This is a genomic window from Bacteroidota bacterium (genome assembly GCA_016713925.1).
Classification (GTDB): domain Bacteria; phylum Bacteroidota; class Bacteroidia; order AKYH767-A; family OLB10; genus JAJTFW01.
This window is the reverse complement of record JADJOH010000002.1, coordinates 648,151-663,898: the sequence shown is the minus strand read 5'-3', so window position 1 is coordinate 663,898 and position 15,748 is coordinate 648,151. Positions and strand designations below refer to the sequence as shown.

The following is a 15,748-nucleotide window of genomic DNA, read 5'->3' as shown; positions in this document are numbered from 1 at the left end:
TACATTAATAATTAAAGAAAAGATATGAATCTCTTGCTCACTCTGGCAATCGTGTTTGGTGTTCTGGTGTTGGTACGCATCGCTAACGTTGCACAAATGGCTGCGGAGCTCTCCGGAGAAAATGAGGATGATGAACAGGATAAATCGAACAAATGGAATGGAATGGGATTCCTCTTGTTTATGATTTTCGGTCTGGCCCTTATGACTTACTCCACTATTAAATGGCTACCGCTAACCTTGCCTGTTGCAGCTTCTGAGCATGGAGTAAAAGTAGATCAGTTGATGGACCTGAACTGGGCGGTGCTGATCATCGTGTTTTTTATCACGCAGTTTCTGTTGTTCTGGTTTGCCTATAAATACAGATATAACCGTAATAAAAGATCCTTCTACTTCCATGATAATAATAAGCTGGAAGCCATTTGGACTATTGTGCCAACGATCGTTTTAGCCGGGTTGATCGTAACCGGATTAGTGGAGTGGAATAAAATTACCGATTTGGCGACGAAGGAAGATGGAATTAAGATTCAGGTATACTCTAAACAATTTGATTTCACAACCCGTTACGCCGGTAAGGACAATAAATTGGGTGCTTCCTTTTTCAGAAATATTACTGATGCAAATCCATTGGGAGTAGATCCGGAAGATGTGGCTGCCAAGGACGATAAAATTGCTAAAGAACTGGTAATGCCTGTGGGTCAGGAAATAGAACTGGTGATCAACTCCCGTGATGTCATTCACTCTGTTTATCTGCCGCATTTCCGTGTACAGATGAATGCTGTTCCCGGCATGACTACCCGTTTCCATTTTAAACCAACTGTTACTACAGCAAAAATGAGAGAGATTACAGGCAACGATAAGTTTGATTACATTATGCTATGTAATAAAATATGCGGTGTCGCACACTACAATATGAAGATGCCGGTACGTGTATTGGAAAAGGATGAATATACAAAGTGGTTGAGAGGGGAGAAAAAAGTATTCGAACCGGCTGCTGCTACTCCCGCTGCTCCGGCAGACAGTGTTAAAAGTCCGGTAGCTTCAATTTAATTTTTTTTAAATAAAGTGTTAGTACTAAATTAGAACAAAGAAAAAAATCACACAATGGAAGTGAATCAGCATAGCCCGGTGGGAACGCAGCACGATGATCATTCGCATCATGGGCATGATCATCATCACGATCATGAGGAGAGTAATAACTTCTTCGCGAAGTATATTTTCACTACCGATCATAAAATGATTTCCAAGCAATTCCTCATTACCGCTATAATTATGGCGTTTTTGGCAATGGGAATGTCGCTTATTTTCCGTTTACAATTGGCCTGGCCTGATACGAAGTTCCCCTTCCTCGAAGATATTATTGGTCGTTGGGGAAAGGATGGAAAACTCGATCCCGGCTTCTACCTCGCTTTGGTAACCCTCCATGGAACAATCATGGTGTTCTTCGTGTTGACAGGCGGATTGTCCGGAACTTTCTCTAATCTCCTCATTCCATTTCAGGTAGGGGCGAGGGATATGGCCTCCGGTTTCCTTAACGCCTTGTCATTTTGGTTCTTCTTTGCTTCGACAATAGTGATGTGTGCTTCGATATTTATTGAATCTGGTCCTGCTTCTGCCGGATGGACAGTTTATCCTCCATTAAGTGCACTTCCACAGGCAATACCCGGCTCCGGACTCGGAATGACGCTCTGGCTGATATCAATGGCATTGTTCATCGCTTCTTCGTTATTGGGTGGTATCAATTACGTGACAACCGTTTTAAACCTGCGTACAAAAGGTATGACCATGACCCGTCTTCCATTGACGATATGGGCATTCTTCATTACTGCAATTCTAGGTGTACTCTCCTTCCCGGTATTACTGGCAGCTGCATTGCTGCTGATTTTCGACCGAAGTTTCGGCACCAGCTTCTTCCTGAGTGATATTTTTATTGATGGTGCTCCATTGGATTATTCCGGTGGTTCTCCTGTCCTCTTCCAGCATTTGTTCTGGTTCCTCGGTCACCCCGAAGTATATATTGTATTGTTGCCGGCTCTTGGTCTTGCCTCAGAAGTAATTTCAGTAAATGCCCGTAAGCCGATCTTCGGTTACAAAGCAATGATCGCGTCGATGCTTGTGATCGCATTCTTGTCCTTCATCGTATGGGGTCACCATATGTTTGTGACCGGAATGAATCCTTTCCTTGGATCTGTATTCGTGTTTACGACATTGCTGGTAGCGATACCCTCCGCTGTAAAAGTCTTTAACTACCTGACCACCTTGTGGCGGGGGAATATTCAGTTTACTCCGCAAATGATGTTCGCTATGGGACTTGTTTCCACCTTTATTACCGGTGGATTAACGGGAATCATTCTGGGAGATTCAACCCTTGACATCAATGTCCACGATACGTATTTTGTAGTAGCTCACTTCCATATTGTAATGGGATCATCGGCCATCTTTGGAATGTTTGCAGGAGTGTACCACTGGTTCCCGCGTATGTATGGCAGGATGATGAATAAGAAACTGGGCTATATTCATTTCTGGTTTACAATCATCGGAGTATATGGCGTTTTCTTCCCGATGCATTTCCTGGGTTTAGGTGGTGTCCCACGTCGTTATTATGCCAATACAGCCTATGAGCCTTTCAGTGTTTTCATGGATATCAATGTCCTGATTTCTATCGCAGCAATCATTGGTGGTCTGGCGCAATTGATCTTCGCCTTTAACTTCTTCTACAGTATCTGGAGAGGAAAGAAATCGGTTCAGAACCCATGGAAATCGAATACCATTGAATGGACCGCACCTATAGAGCATCTGCACGGTAACTGGCCCGGTGAAACCCCGTGGTACATCGCTGGCCTTATGATTATGGCAAACCCGGATCACCGGATGACTTCATTCCTCAAACGGTTCCTTACTCAGAAACTCCTGAAAGCAATACCCCCGAGGATCTAAAACATTAAGCGTTGAATAAATGAAGGAGCCCTGCAAAATTTGCAGGGCTTCCTTGTTTAATTCCTCCAATTCACCATTTACACTTTCTTTAAAAACTTATAATATTTACCTTAGCTGTTATGTTTACCTTTGAGAATAAGCCGGAGTGGGCACGGACACGCGACCAGCAGGATGAGTTGGCTTCCTTTCGAAATGAGTTTTTCATTCCTCCCCATCAGGGACAGGATACAGTTTACTTATGTGGCAATTCGCTGGGACTTCAACCACGCAATACGGCAGTATATGTAAATGAAGAACTGAACGACTGGGCAAAGCTGGGGGTAGAAGGACATTTTAAAAAACATACAGGTTGGTTTGCCTATCATGAGTTGTTGCGGGAGAGTATGGCACGTTTGGTAGGAGGAAAACCGCATGAAGTGGTGGTGATGAATCATCTTACTGTCAACCTGCATTTGATGATGGTGTCTTTTTATCGCCCTACTGCCGATCGCTATAAAATCATTTGTGAAGGTGGCGCATTTCCTTCTGACCGTTACGCACTGCAATCTCAGGTGGAATGGCATGGGTTTGATGCTGCTGACGCACTGGTGGAACTACAGCCACGCAAAGGAGAAGACATTCTTCGCCATGAAGATATTATTGAAGCCATTGAAGATTGCGGTGATTCATTAGCGTTAGTCATGCTGGGCGGTGTACATTATTTCACCGGTCAGGTGTTGAACATGAAAGCCATCACTGAAGCGGCCCATGAGGTGGAGGCCTATGCCGGTTTTGATCTGGCGCATGCCACCGGGAATTTAAAGTTAGCCTTACATGACTGGAATGTAGACTTCGCCGCCTGGTGTTCTTATAAATACCTGAACGGTGGCCCGGGAACTGTGGGAGGAGCTTTCATCAATGAACGGCATACCCGTAATCCGCATCTCCCTCGCTTTGCCGGCTGGTGGGGCAACGATCCGGAAACAAGATTTACCATGCCCCATCGTTTTATTCCGGTACCGACCGCCGATAGCTGGCAACTCAGCAATGCACCCATCCTCGAAATGGCAGCGCTCCGGGCTTCACTCGAACTTTTTGACAGAGCAGGAATGGAGAGGCTCACAAGGAAAAGTCTGGAATTGACAGCTTATCTTCAATATGTAGTGCAGGAAGTACTGCGCGTGAAGAATAAATCCGGTGCCATTCGTATAATTACTCCTTTCAATGAACAACAACAGGGATGTCAGCTTTCATTGCAGATGGGGGAAGATGGCAAAAATGTTTTTGATGCACTGACTGCAGGCGGAGTGATTGCCGACTGGCGCGAACCGGATCAGGAAGGAAGAGAAGGAGGAGTCATTCGCGTAGCTCCGGTACCGTTATACAATTCGTTTTATGATGTTTGGCGTTTTGGTGAATTGCTGAAGTCCACCATTTAGATAGGAAGATGGTGAAAGCAGAATGCCGGTTGACGGGATCAGATCGAATGGCATTCCATACCGGGAGTAGTAGGCAAGAAAGAAGTTAAATGTAAAAGCGTAGCGGAGGATTTCAGAAAGAAGTCCCTATGATGAAAATCGTAAAAAATCAGTAGTGAAGAAGACGTCGGCAAATCTTTTTATTGTTAATCTTGTTATCTGTTAAACACATCCGGAAAATCATATCGAATGAAAAAATTTACCCTCATAGGAGCAGGCCTCGTTGGTTCATTGCTCTCCATCTATTTATCGAGACGTGGTCATAAAGTCACGATGTATGAGCGGCGCCCCGATCTTCGTACCAATAGAATCAGCGCAGGACGTTCGATCAATCTCGCACTGAGCGATCGCGGTTGGAGAGGACTCGAAAAAGTAGGCGTGGATAAAGATATCCGCAAGGTGGCATTACCCATGAAAGGGCGAATCATGCACGGACTCGATAGTTCACTCAGCCATCAGCCTTATGGCAAGGAAGGACAGGCGATTTATTCGGTGTCGAGAGGTGGTTTGAATTGTGTGTTGATGGATCTTGCAGAAAAGGAAGGTGTAGAAATTCATTACAATGAAAGGTGTACACAGGTAGATTTGAAGAAGTCTGCTGCACATTTTGAAAACTTCACCACCGGAAAAATGATCGAGGTGACTTCAGATCATATTATCTCTACCGATGGTGCATTCTCTGCCGGGCGCCTGCAGATGCAACTCAATACCGATCGCTTCAATTATTCACAGACCTATTTGGATCATGGCTATAAAGAACTGACGATACCACCCAATGCGAATGGCGACTTTGCCATGGATCCTGATGCCCTGCATATCTGGCCACGCGGCACCTTTATGCTCATCGCATTGCCCAATATGGACAAGTCGTTTACCTGTACACTCTTTTTCCCCTTTGAAGGAGAATATTCTTTCAGCTCCCTGGATACCGAAGAAAAGATGTTGACATTCTTTAATCGCATGTTTCCGGATGCAGTAGCGTTAATGCCTACCCTGAAGGAAGATTACTTTGCGAATCCTGCTTCTTCACTGGCCATCGTGCGATGCTTCCCCTGGAGTTTTGAGGACAAATTGTTATTGATTGGTGACGCAGCTCATGCCATTGTTCCTTTTTATGGACAGGGAATGAATTGCGGATTTGAAGATTGTGTAGTCTTTGATCAGTTGATGGAAGAACACGGTGATGACTGGTCAAAAATTTTTCGTCACTTTGAAAGATTGCGTAAGCCGGATGGAGATGCCATCGCCGACCTCGCCCTTGCCAATTTTATTGAGATGAGAGATAAGGTAGGACATCCTGAGTTTCTGCTTCAAAAGAAAATTGAAGCCCGCTTCAGTGAGAAGTATCCTGAAAGATGGATTCCGCTCTATACTATGGTGACGTTCTCTCCCGATATCAGATACAGCGAAGCATTAAGAGAAGGACAACGACAGGAAAAAATCATGAAGGAAGTGATGAATCTTCCCGGCATAGAGAACAAATGGGACTCGAAAGAAGTGGAGGATATGATGCTGCGTTTATTGGCCGATACCAGATAAATTTAATGAACACTCCTTGCTTCTGATAGAAATAATAAGTTATTTAGTAGAAAATTAAAGCCCTATGAAAAAGTTACGTCTGCTGATTGTATGTTCAACATTGTTCTTCTTTACCTCCTGCTTTGATACCATTGAAGAATTTACCATCAATGAAGATGGAAGCGGAGAGTATTCCATGAAAATGGATATGTTTCGTATGATTGAAATGATGAGTGAAATGGGAGGGAAAGATAATCTTTCAAAGAACAAAGATTACAATGAAGTAAAAGACAGCAGTTTTCTTTTTAAAGATTTTATCAATGAAGCAGACAACCTTACTGCTGAGGAAAAGCTTTGTTTCACGACGGACGTTTCAATATGCACATGAACATGAAGGAGAAAGAAATGTTCGTGAATTATGCCTTTCCGTTTAAAAACAGAGGCGATCTCAGCAAAATTTACAGCAATGGACCCAAGGCGCTCGAAGCCATTGGCAAAAAAATTAAGCCGGAGGGCGAAGGAGATGCAGCTGCCGAGAAAGGAAGTCAAAATACGATGATGCCAAAACCCGGTGCTACCAATGACGCGTTCAAAGGCGGTGAATTTTTTGACCTTACGCACGACAAAGGTGTCTTCAGTAAAAAAGCCAAAGTAGCGGCCATTAAAGAATATGCTGCCAAAGATTCTACCCTCAAACAAATGATGCCGATGTTAGGTAGTGCTTATTCCATAACCATCGTTCATCTGCCTCGTCCTGCAAAAAAAGTTGACCACCCTTACGCCAAGCTTTCTGAAGACAAGAAAACAGTCACCCTAAAATTCCCCATCTCCGATTATTTTGAAAGACCCGAAGTCATGGATTTTAAGATTGAATATTAATCGGTCACGTAACAAAGTCCTATCAGTTCGGCAAATCTGTAACCCCCATATCCCTCCAAAGTACTGTAGGGACGTAATGCAAGTAACACCTGCACTCCTCCCTCCAAAAAGTCCCGTAGGGACGCAATACAGGTAACCCGTAGGGACACAATAGTGGTATCACCTGCAAGGACGAAATCCCGATACCATCAACTCAACTTCTCCAGCAAAGCCTTCGCCTCATCGGCCGCCCGTCGACAATGATTCCTCACCTGAAAAACACGCGACAATAACTTCGACACTTTTTCGGTCTTGGCTTCCTCTTCAATTTCAACGATCAACTTCAACGTGCCTTGCATGCCGAAAGCTTGCAGGTATTGTTTCAAATGCTCCAGCGATAAAAGAATGGGATCTGATTCGTTTTTAGTAATGGCATCATCCAGCGTCTTCATGATGAAAGGCAGTTGCGCCATGTACTCATTTAAAATATTTCGAACCGCTTTCGTTTCACCATTCTGGTATTGAGCCAGCACGTCTGCGCGAATCAGTACCAGCTCTACATCCTGAAGTTTGAATTTGATGTCCTTTGTAGATAATGGCGGAGGAGCAAGTGGACGCAAGGGTTCCGGCGCAGCAACAGGAGCAACAGCAATCTTTTCCTTTTCAACCGGAGTGATGGTCTTCGTTTCTTTCTTCTGTTGTACGGGAGCAGGTGTAGGAGGAGGTGTTACCACGGGTTCCACTCGTGTTCGGGGAGAGGCGGGCGCAGGGGCGGGTGGTGCATTTTTTAACCGTTGCAACGTGCCGTTCATGAGAAAAATAATCACCAGCAACGCGAGACATACGGCCGAAAGAAGATAAAACCATTGCTTCCACGATGCAGCTTCTTCTCTAACGGCATCTCTATCCGAAAGTTTGTCATTGATGATTTCCGACTTTTGTTCGTTCAGCTGATCAATGACATTCTCCAGCGAGTCTATTCGCTCCTGAACGCCCTGGCGGCTCAAGCTGTCTTTTATTTTCCAGGCAGCTTCACGGGCAACAATGGCAGTTTTAGGATTCCCTGACGCTAAATGCCATTCCGCATACGCCTCATAAGTGCGTATTAACTCATCTGACAAGGCATTTTTTTCTGCCCAAATCATGGCACTGTCCAGAAACGCGGCTGCGGGTTTTATCTTCCGCTGTGCCTGCAAATAATTGGCTGTCCAAAGCGAGGCTTTTATTTTTGTTGCTGCATTTTCTGTGGTCATCGGCTGACCGGTGATAGTATCCAGCGACAAATACGCTTCCTTCGCTTTACCTAGTTTCCACCATTGAACAGCACGGGTGAGGGTCTCGCGAAGACTACTATCACTCAAAGCGATGGGCTGAGCAGGCGATGGCAACGAAATGCTGATCAGAAGAAGTGTTAAAACCGTAAATAGGATCTTGTCTTTCATATACGCTGCGAAATTAAGTGCTTTTCAGCAGGCGGGAGGCAATTATTTACTGCGATTTATACACGATGAAACATCTTGCTTATCAATGCGCCATGAATTTAAGAGGGGAAAACTATGAGAATTATCCTCTTTTTTATGCGACCTTTTACGTAGGTTTGTATCCTATTTTATACATATGTCAGCAACTCTTCAGCAATCCACTTCTTATCCGGTTTCTGCAATGGCCGAAACGTTAATCGGATCAGAAATTATTAAACTCGGAAATGAGGTGAATGAGCGCATTAAAGCAGGGGAGAAGATTTCAAATTTCACCATTGGTGATTTCGATCCATCCATCTTCCCGATTCCCTCTCTGCTTCTCCACGAAATTATCAATGCCTACAAGGAAGGGTATACCAATTACCCGATGGCCAATGGAATGCCCGAGCTTCGCGCTGCTGTGGCCGAATGGTCGAAAGATACGTATGGCTTGCAATATACACCCAACGAAGTGTTGGTTGCCGGTGGTTCACGTCCTGTTATCTACGGTATTTATGCGACTTTAATCGATGCCGGCGATAAGGTCATCTTTCCTGTACCCTCCTGGAACAATAATCACTATTGTCACCTTTTCGGAGCAGAGCCATTAGAAGTAGAATGCAGACCGGAGAATAATTTCATGCCCCTTGCGGAAGATATTAAGCCCTTGATGCGCGATGCCCGTTTACTCGCCTTATGCTCTCCGCAAAATCCAACAGGTACTATGTTTGGTAAAGAACAGCTTGAGGCCATTTGCGATCTGGTCCTCGAGGAAAATATGCGAAGAGGAAGTGCACAGAAACCTCTTTATATCATGTATGATCAGGTGTATGGAGCATTGGTTTATGGGGAGAATAATCATTGCGATCCTGTTTCTCTGCGCCCTGAATTGCGTCCCTATACCATCTATGTGGATGGAATTTCGAAATCTTTAGCAGCAACAGGAGTGCGAGTGGGTTGGGCGTTAGGTCCCGCTTATATCATCGATAAAATGAAGGCGATCATTGGTCATATCGGAGCATGGTCACCAAAAGCCGAGCAAATAGCCACCGCACGTTTCCTCTCGAATAAGAAGGAGATGGGTGAATTTTATGTCCACCTTCAAAGCGGAAATAGCGAACCGTTTGCATGCGATCTATGCAGGCTTTGAGGCGTTGCGGAAAGAAGGATTTAAAGTACGATGTATTGAGCCCGCTGCTGCAATTTATCTCACCGTACAGTTTGATCTGAAAGGAAAAGTGACTGCCGGTGGAAAGAAGCTGGAGAATACCTCTGATGTCATCGCGTATATCCTGAATGAAGCCAAACTGGCTATGGTGCCTTTTTCTGCTTTTGGCGCTTCTGCCGACAGCAACTGGTATCGTTTATCGGTGGGTACGTGTAAGATGGAGGAACTGGACGATTTGTTTGTTCGTCTCCGGAATGCATTAAAATCCTTGTCGTAACATTTCCTTCAGTGTGGAGAGATGGGCTGCTCGTACATGAAAATGAACGACTGGTCGATTCTCTCTTTGAATTAGCATTTTTTTTACTTGCTTTGCGGCATTGAAAGATGGAATTTAAAATTTAACAGAAAAGGCGTTGTCAATTATGGAAAACAATTATTGTGTTATTATGGCCGGTGGTGTTGGAAGCCGTTTCTGGCCCATGAGCCGCAATGCCCGTCCGAAACAGTTTCTGGATGTGCTGGGAACAGGTAAAACGCTGATTCAACAAACCTATGAGCGCTTTTTGAAGATTTGTCCCAAAGAAAATATTATCATCGTCACCAACGCTGATTATACAAAGGCTGTCCTTGAACAGCTTCCGGATATCAAACCCGATCAGGTACTTTCCGAGCCGCTGCGTCGTAATACAGCCCCCTGTATGGCCTATGCCGCAAATAAAATTTTGAAGCGGAATCCCAATGCCAATATGGTGGTCGCGCCAAGTGATCATGTTATTCTGAAAGAGGAAGCATTTATTGAGGCGCTGGAAGGTTGTCTGGCCTTTACGGAAAACGAAAATGTATTGCTGACTTTAGGCATCAAACCCAGTCGTCCGGATACCGGCTACGGGTACATTCAGTTTATTGATGACAAACAAGAGCGGCACAATAAAATTGCGAAAGTGAAAACTTTCACCGAGAAACCTAATCTCGAAATGGCGAAGTTTTTTCTCCAGACCGGTGAGTTTCTCTGGAATGCCGGAATTTTTGTCTGGAATGTGAAAGCAATTCTCGCTGCAATTGATGAACACCTCCCTGAAATGGCAGCGATTTTTAAAGAAGGGAATGGAGTGTACGATACTCCTCAGGAAGAAGAATTCATAAAGTCGGCGTATGAGCAATGTACCAATATCTCCATTGATTTCGCGATAATGGAAAAGGCGAAGAATGTACATGTGATGAGTGCGGAATTCGGCTGGAGTGACCTCGGTACCTGGGGCTCTTTGTATGAACATATCGGTCATGATGAAAATGCCAACGCCATCGTAGGTAAAAATGTGATGGTGTATGACTCTTCCAACTGTATTGTCAACGTTCCAAAAGATAAACTCGTAGTACTTCAGGGACTGGATGATTATATCGTAGTTGAAGCAGATAATATTTTACTCGTGTGCAAGAAAAGTGAAGAACAACAAATTCGTCAGTTTGTGAATGATGTGAAACTCAAGAAAGGCGAAAAGTTCGTTTGATTAGCTTCCGGCTACCGGCTACCAGTTGTGAGTGGGGAGGAGCTGTTACCAATCGCAAGCCGTTTTATCCAAGGGTGTGTGGAACCTCGTAAGTGCGCGTTTCCGTCTTTGTGAGAGTAATATAAGACTATGAACGTTCGGCTACTGAGCAAGTGTCAAGCATCAAGCCTGCACCGCTTCTCATCGCGAGTAAAAGTTTTCAATATTGAGCAAGACATTGCACCTCACGACCAGTAGCCGGAAGCTGGAAGCTGGTAGCCGGAAGCCAATAGAATGGTTTATAAAATTGATTTGATATATTTTCTGCGTCTCTGCTCCCGATAGCTATTGGGATTTGCGAGACACCTTTGAGAGGTCTTAACAGCACCTAAAATATTTATTTTTCGATACGATAGTTGTTAATAAAACTTTTTAGTTTCATGGCCAGTACTCCGAAAATGGCTTCACTGAAAATACTGCCACTCATCTTACTTTGTCCTTCGCTGCGGTCCGTGAAAATAATAGGAACTTCCTTCAGTTTAAAACCCAGCTTCCATGCGGCGAATTTCATTTCAATCTGGAAAGCATAACCGGTGAATTTTATTTTATTCAGATCGATGGTCTCAAGTACCTTGCGTTGATAACATTTGAAGCCCGCGGTGGTATCGCGTATAGGCATACCCGTTACTATGCGTACATACATAGAGGCGAAGTACGACATCATCACCCTGCCCATGGGCCAGTTCACCACATTAACGCCGGTAATATACCTCGAACCGATACTCAGATCTGCACCTTCTTCCGCACAGGCGCGGTAAAGCCGAACCAGGTCATCCGGATTATGTGAAAAATCAGCGTCCATTTCGAAAATGAAATTATACTGCTTTTTCAACGCCCACTGAAACCCGTGAATATATGCCGTACCCAAACCTAACTTCCCCGCCCGCTGCTCCATGAAAAGCCTACCACTGAATTCTTCCTGTAAATTTTTTACAATCTCCGCCGTTCCGTCCTTAGAATTATCATCGATAATCAACAAATGAAATGGGTGCGGCAAATGCATCACCGTACGAATCATCTTTCCGATGTTCTCCTTCTCATTGTAAGTAGGTATGATGACTAAGCAGTTGGACACGTTTAATGTTTAATGTTTAATGTTTAATGTTTAATGTTTAAGGTTTTCACTCGCCACGTGACCACGGGTCTCGTGACCACGGGCGATGTGATCCCGTCTCCCGATAGCTATCGGGATTGTGTTGACGGGAAAGGGGCTCCCATGAAGCGTATCGCTTTTCGCGATTCTGCTTCATGGTTGGGTTCCGGGTTTAATAATTGATTGATTGATTCGGGGAGATAAATACCCTCATCTTCTTCTGCTTTGTAACGTATTCCCTTTAATTCTGATTTTTTGAGGTATTCTATTAATCGTTGAAGCATTTGGCTGATGATTTTTACATCATTGCAGGCATTTTCAAATTCATTTTGATCAATGTAGTTTCTATCTACTGCTCTGTATAATTGAGACCTTGTTTCCCCCGCGGATCCTTTTGAAATAATTAGAAAGTTAATGAACTCTTTATTTCCACCTCTTTCAAATCCCTCAGCAATATTATCCATTATTGATCCGCATGATGCATTGATTTGCCTTCTAAGATCATAATCCTTATCAAAAGGTGTCCGATTGATAAATGAATAAATCACTTTATTCAATTCTCTGGCTCTCTGCCACGCAATAATATCCTCAAACCTTTCAATTTTTGACATTACGGTAATGTTTAAAGTTTAAAGTTCAATGTTCAATGTTTAAAGTTTAATGTTCAATGTTTAATGTTTAACTTCAATCTTTAAACCTTAAACTTTAAACCTTGAACTTTAAACCTTAAACCTTCTCGTGGCTACTTAACCATTAATCGCAGCGCGATTAATGGTTAAGTAGCCACGAGAAGACGAGAGGAGCAACGATGCTGGCATCCGATTCAATAATGAATTTAGGTGTATGAATATCTAACTTTCCCCAGGTGATTTTTTCGTTGGGGACAGCTCCTGAGTAGGAGCCATAAGAGGTGGTTGAATCACTGATCTGACAGAAATAACTCCAGAACGGAATTTTATCCATCTCCATATCCTGATACAACATCGGTACTACACATATTGGGAAATCTCCTGCTATTCCTCCGCCAATCTGGAAGAAACCGATGCCTTTTCCTGCTGAATTTTTAATGTAATAATCGGCGAGCCAGGTCATGTATTCAATTCCGCTTTTCATAGTGGAGGGCAGTAGTTCGCCTTTAATGCAGTACGAAGCGAAGATATTTCCCATGGTTGACTCCTCCCAGCCCGGAACGATGATCGGAAGATTTCGCTCGGCAGCAGCCAGCATCCAGCTGTTTTTTGGATCTATTTCATAATACTGCTCCATCTCTTTACTAAGGAGCATCTTGTACATATACTCGTGCGGAAAATAGCGTTCCCCTTTATCATGCGCACCCTTCCATTGCTTGAAAATATGCTTCTGAATTCTGCGGAAGGCTTCTTCTTCAGGAATACACGTATCGGTAACGCGATTATAACCGCCTTCTAAAAGCTCCCATTCATCCTTTGGTCCGAGGTCGCGGTAATGCGGAACTCTTTTATAATGGGAATGTGCCACCAGATTCATGATGTCTTCTTCCAGATTGGCACCGGTACAGGAAATAATATCTACTTTTCCCTGACGAATGATTTCCGCAAGTGATATTCCCAATTCCGCAGTGCTCATTGCACCCGCCAGCGTGATCATCATCTTACCGCCTTCCAGCAGATGTTGTTCATACCCTTTGGCAGCATCTACCAGAGCGGCAGCATTGAAATGGAGATAGTTCTTTTCTATAAACTGTGAAACAGGGCCTCTTTGCATATCGCTATTTGTATATAATGGTTTAGAAGGGTCAAAAATAGTGGAAATAAAGGCTTGGAAGTTTAATTTTTTTCTTTCATTTTTCTGATTGCGCCTAAAAGTCTTTCCGGGTCTTTGACGCCGATACGATAAGTATTCCCGCCTTCCAATTGTAAAAGCAGAGCGGTGGAGCCTTCCGCGTAAAATTTAAGCTCCCCATTGTCCCGTACATTAAAAACCGGATTGTTGAAGTGATAGCGGCTGTATTTTATGGATTCCATCTGGCGGATCATCGTGAGAGGAATGCGTACCATTTTATTGCGCATGGTTTTTAATTGGATTTCTCCTTTTTCTAATGTTATCGTGTAGAGCGGAATAAATAGCAGGACAACACTGATGGCTATGGTCACCCATCCCACCAGCAGAAATAAACCGGTGGATTGATGATTTTCCTCTGAATAGAAATGGGCAATAAAGCAAAACAGGATCATCACCAGGCGTCGTGACAGACCATAACTGTTTCTTCCCAAATAGTGTTTTTCAGTGAAAGGGAGGTTCGTGTTCATCGGGTTGCCAGTTCAGAAGGAGTACGCGTGTGGTGTTTTCGGTAATGCGGTACCGTTGGTCGATGCGGTCGCCGATGATCCAGAGGATATCCCGGCCATGGGTGACCAATAGTTTTTTATGTTTCTCGGGGACCGGAATTTTTTTATCGATAAAGTAATCGCTCAATTTTTTTGGAAGATTCATTCCCAGTGGATAGAAGCTATCGCCCTCCTCCCAACTCCTGACCTTCAGGGGAAATTGAACCAGTCCGGCATCAAGAAAGGCATTGTTATTATTTAAAAGTTGTTCCCTGCTGATCTTGTTTTCGTGGAAAGAAAGATGGAGTACACCATTCGGGAGGAGGATGCGCTCACTGCCTTCCGGGATCAGCACAGCGGGTGCAGTAGCCGTTTTGATGGTTTTTTCAAGAAGGAAACACTCCCTGTCAACAGTAAGCGTGTAGTGGTCAGAGAGAAATTTTTTACCGGACTCCAGGGGTTGGGCGGTCATGTCTTCAATAACGGCACCATCAAATCCGTACGGAGATAATAATTTCCATAACAGCATTTTCTTAGCCGGATGATCCATGATCCGATGAACATGTATGCGAAGGAAGTCTTTTTCTTCTTCTACGATAGCCGCAATTTTACTGCTGATACCCTCTTCCGCCAGCAGGTTCCAGTCTGCCATGCGCTCCGCCAGCCGGCTCAATTGCTCCTCAACAGATGGATTGATTTGCCGCAGCAAGGGCATGATTTCGTTACGAAGAAGATTGCGCTTGTAGTGATTTTCGGCATTGCTGCTGTCTTCTCTCCACCGGATGTTTTTTTCGAGGGCATACTGTCGTAACTCTTCCCTGGTACATTGCAGAAGAGGTCGGATAATGGTATTGTTCCGCACCGGAATTCCCCGAATGCTTTCAATGCTTTTTCCGCTCAGGAGATTCAGCAATACTGTTTCTGCCTGATCATTGCTATGATGTGCGGTAGCTATTGCCCCATACCCATGCGATAGGGCCAGTTGTTTGAACCAGTCGTAGCGCAAGTCCCGGGCTGCCATTTGTAGAGATATTTTCTTCTCCTCGGCAATGGCTTTGGTTTCAAAATGCCGTGATGTAAATGGAATTTGCATCTCCTTACAGATGGCCTCACAGGCGAATTCGTCGGCATCGGAAGCTTCTCCGCGTAACTTGAAATTACAATGTGCCGCAGTGATTTTATAGTGTAAGCGGTGAAGGAGATAGAGCAGAACCATCGAGTCTAACCCTCCGCTCAAAGCCACCAGCACCGTTTCATCTTCCCTCAGCAATTGATGCCGGGAGATGAATTTAGCGACTTTATGTTCAAGCGAAAGGTAGGACATGCGACAAAGGTACTTCGGAATAGAGTGGAATAGTGAAAAGCCGGAAATTTTTTAAGAGAGCAGAGAAGAATAACTTCTAAAAA

12 protein-coding genes and 2 pseudogenes are annotated in these 15,748 nt (G+C 44.1%); 8 read left to right on the top strand and 6 right to left on the bottom strand.

The window, feature by feature from the left end; all coding sequences use genetic code 11:
* Window positions 1-24: 24 nt before the first annotated feature.
* The 6 genes and pseudogenes from IPJ86_02755 to IPJ86_02730 all read left to right on the top strand — a co-directional run bounded on the left by IPJ86_02755 (window position 25) and on the right by IPJ86_02730 (window position 6,788).
* Window positions 25-1,047, top strand: a complete 1,023-nt coding sequence (locus IPJ86_02755; GenBank protein ID MBK7886244.1) for a cytochrome c oxidase subunit II — start codon at window positions 25-27, stop codon at window positions 1,045-1,047.
* A gap of 54 nt (window positions 1,048-1,101) precedes the next feature.
* Window positions 1,102-2,942, top strand: a pseudogene (locus IPJ86_02750) (cbb3-type cytochrome c oxidase subunit I).
* Window positions 2,943-3,053: 111 nt separating this feature from the next.
* Window positions 3,054-4,352 (top strand): kynureninase, encoded by a 1,299-nt coding sequence (kynU, locus tag IPJ86_02745; protein ID MBK7886243.1) that lies wholly within the window; start codon window positions 3,054-3,056, stop codon window positions 4,350-4,352.
* 228 nt (window positions 4,353-4,580) lie between these two features.
* Entirely contained in the window at window positions 4,581-5,930 is a 1,350-nt protein-coding gene (locus tag IPJ86_02740; GenBank protein ID MBK7886242.1) for an FAD-dependent monooxygenase, read from the top strand.
* A gap of 64 nt (window positions 5,931-5,994) precedes the next feature.
* The gene (locus IPJ86_02735) at window positions 5,995-6,297 is read left to right on the top strand and encodes a hypothetical protein (GenBank protein ID MBK7886241.1); all 303 of its coding nucleotides are present in this window, start codon (window positions 5,995-5,997) and stop codon (window positions 6,295-6,297) included.
* 2 nt (window positions 6,298-6,299) lie between these two features.
* Window positions 6,300-6,788, top strand: coding sequence for a hypothetical protein (locus IPJ86_02730; protein ID MBK7886240.1), 489 nt, complete (start codon window positions 6,300-6,302; stop codon window positions 6,786-6,788).
* A 188-nt stretch (window positions 6,789-6,976) separates the two neighbouring features.
* On the opposite strand, the gene IPJ86_02725 is transcribed toward IPJ86_02730, so the two are convergent.
* Window positions 6,977-8,209, bottom strand: a complete 1,233-nt coding sequence (locus tag IPJ86_02725; protein MBK7886239.1) for a hypothetical protein — start codon at window positions 8,207-8,209, stop codon at window positions 6,977-6,979.
* Window positions 8,210-8,429: 220 nt separating this feature from the next.
* Between IPJ86_02725 and IPJ86_02720 the strand changes: the two are divergent.
* A pseudogene (locus IPJ86_02720) lies at window positions 8,430-9,672 on the top strand (aminotransferase class I/II-fold pyridoxal phosphate-dependent enzyme).
* 145 nt (window positions 9,673-9,817) lie between these two features.
* Window positions 9,818-10,903 carry a mannose-1-phosphate guanylyltransferase gene (locus IPJ86_02715; protein MBK7886238.1) on the top strand — a complete coding sequence of 362 codons (1,086 nt, stop codon included), beginning with the start codon at window positions 9,818-9,820 and terminating at the stop codon, window positions 10,901-10,903.
* Between the two features lie 376 nt (window positions 10,904-11,279).
* Here the strand turns inward: IPJ86_02715 and IPJ86_02710 are convergent, their stop codons facing one another.
* From IPJ86_02710 to tilS, 5 genes are all read right to left on the bottom strand, one after another.
* Window positions 11,280-12,017 carry a polyprenol monophosphomannose synthase gene (locus IPJ86_02710; GenBank protein MBK7886237.1) on the bottom strand — a complete coding sequence of 246 codons (738 nt, stop codon included), beginning with the start codon at window positions 12,015-12,017 and terminating at the stop codon, window positions 11,280-11,282.
* Between the two features lie 107 nt (window positions 12,018-12,124).
* Window positions 12,125-12,646 carry a four helix bundle protein gene (locus IPJ86_02705; GenBank protein ID MBK7886236.1) on the bottom strand — a complete coding sequence of 174 codons (522 nt, stop codon included), beginning with the start codon at window positions 12,644-12,646 and terminating at the stop codon, window positions 12,125-12,127.
* 157 nt (window positions 12,647-12,803) lie between these two features.
* On the bottom strand, window positions 12,804-13,778 hold the full coding sequence (locus IPJ86_02700) for a deoxyhypusine synthase family protein (GenBank protein MBK7886235.1): 975 nt from the start codon (window positions 13,776-13,778) through the stop codon (window positions 12,804-12,806).
* Between the two features lie 62 nt (window positions 13,779-13,840).
* Window positions 13,841-14,323: a hypothetical protein gene (locus tag IPJ86_02695; protein ID MBK7886234.1), complete on the bottom strand. Its 483-nt coding sequence runs from the start codon at window positions 14,321-14,323 to the stop codon at window positions 13,841-13,843.
* Window positions 14,298-15,665 carry a tRNA lysidine(34) synthetase TilS gene (gene tilS, locus IPJ86_02690; GenBank protein ID MBK7886233.1) on the bottom strand — a complete coding sequence of 456 codons (1,368 nt, stop codon included), beginning with the start codon at window positions 15,663-15,665 and terminating at the stop codon, window positions 14,298-14,300. Before tilS ends, IPJ86_02695 begins: the two co-directional genes overlap by 26 nt.
* Window positions 15,666-15,748 lie beyond the last annotated feature (83 nt).

Bases quoted from the DNA above. Each gene is read 5' to 3' on its own strand.
- IPJ86_02695 (MBK7886234.1), bottom strand. From the start codon at position 14,323: ATGAACACGAACCTCCCTTTCACTGAAAAACACTATTTGGGAAGAAAC.
- IPJ86_02725 (MBK7886239.1), bottom strand. From the start codon at position 8,209: ATGAAAGACAAGATCCTATTTACGGTTTTAACACTTCTTCTGATCAGC.
- IPJ86_02715 (MBK7886238.1), top strand. From the start codon at position 9,818: ATGGAAAACAATTATTGTGTTATTATGGCCGGTGGTGTTGGAAGCCGT.
- IPJ86_02730 (MBK7886240.1), top strand. From the start codon at position 6,300: ATGAAGGAGAAAGAAATGTTCGTGAATTATGCCTTTCCGTTTAAAAAC.
- kynU (MBK7886243.1), top strand. From the start codon at position 3,054: ATGTTTACCTTTGAGAATAAGCCGGAGTGGGCACGGACACGCGACCAG.
- IPJ86_02735 (MBK7886241.1), top strand. From the start codon at position 5,995: ATGAAAAAGTTACGTCTGCTGATTGTATGTTCAACATTGTTCTTCTTT.
- tilS (MBK7886233.1), bottom strand. From the start codon at position 15,665: ATGTCCTACCTTTCGCTTGAACATAAAGTCGCTAAATTCATCTCCCGG.
- IPJ86_02700 (MBK7886235.1), bottom strand. From the start codon at position 13,778: ATGCAAAGAGGCCCTGTTTCACAGTTTATAGAAAAGAACTATCTCCAT.
- IPJ86_02755 (MBK7886244.1), top strand. From the start codon at position 25: ATGAATCTCTTGCTCACTCTGGCAATCGTGTTTGGTGTTCTGGTGTTG.
- IPJ86_02705 (MBK7886236.1), bottom strand. From the start codon at position 12,646: ATGTCAAAAATTGAAAGGTTTGAGGATATTATTGCGTGGCAGAGAGCC.
- IPJ86_02740 (MBK7886242.1), top strand. From the start codon at position 4,581: ATGAAAAAATTTACCCTCATAGGAGCAGGCCTCGTTGGTTCATTGCTC.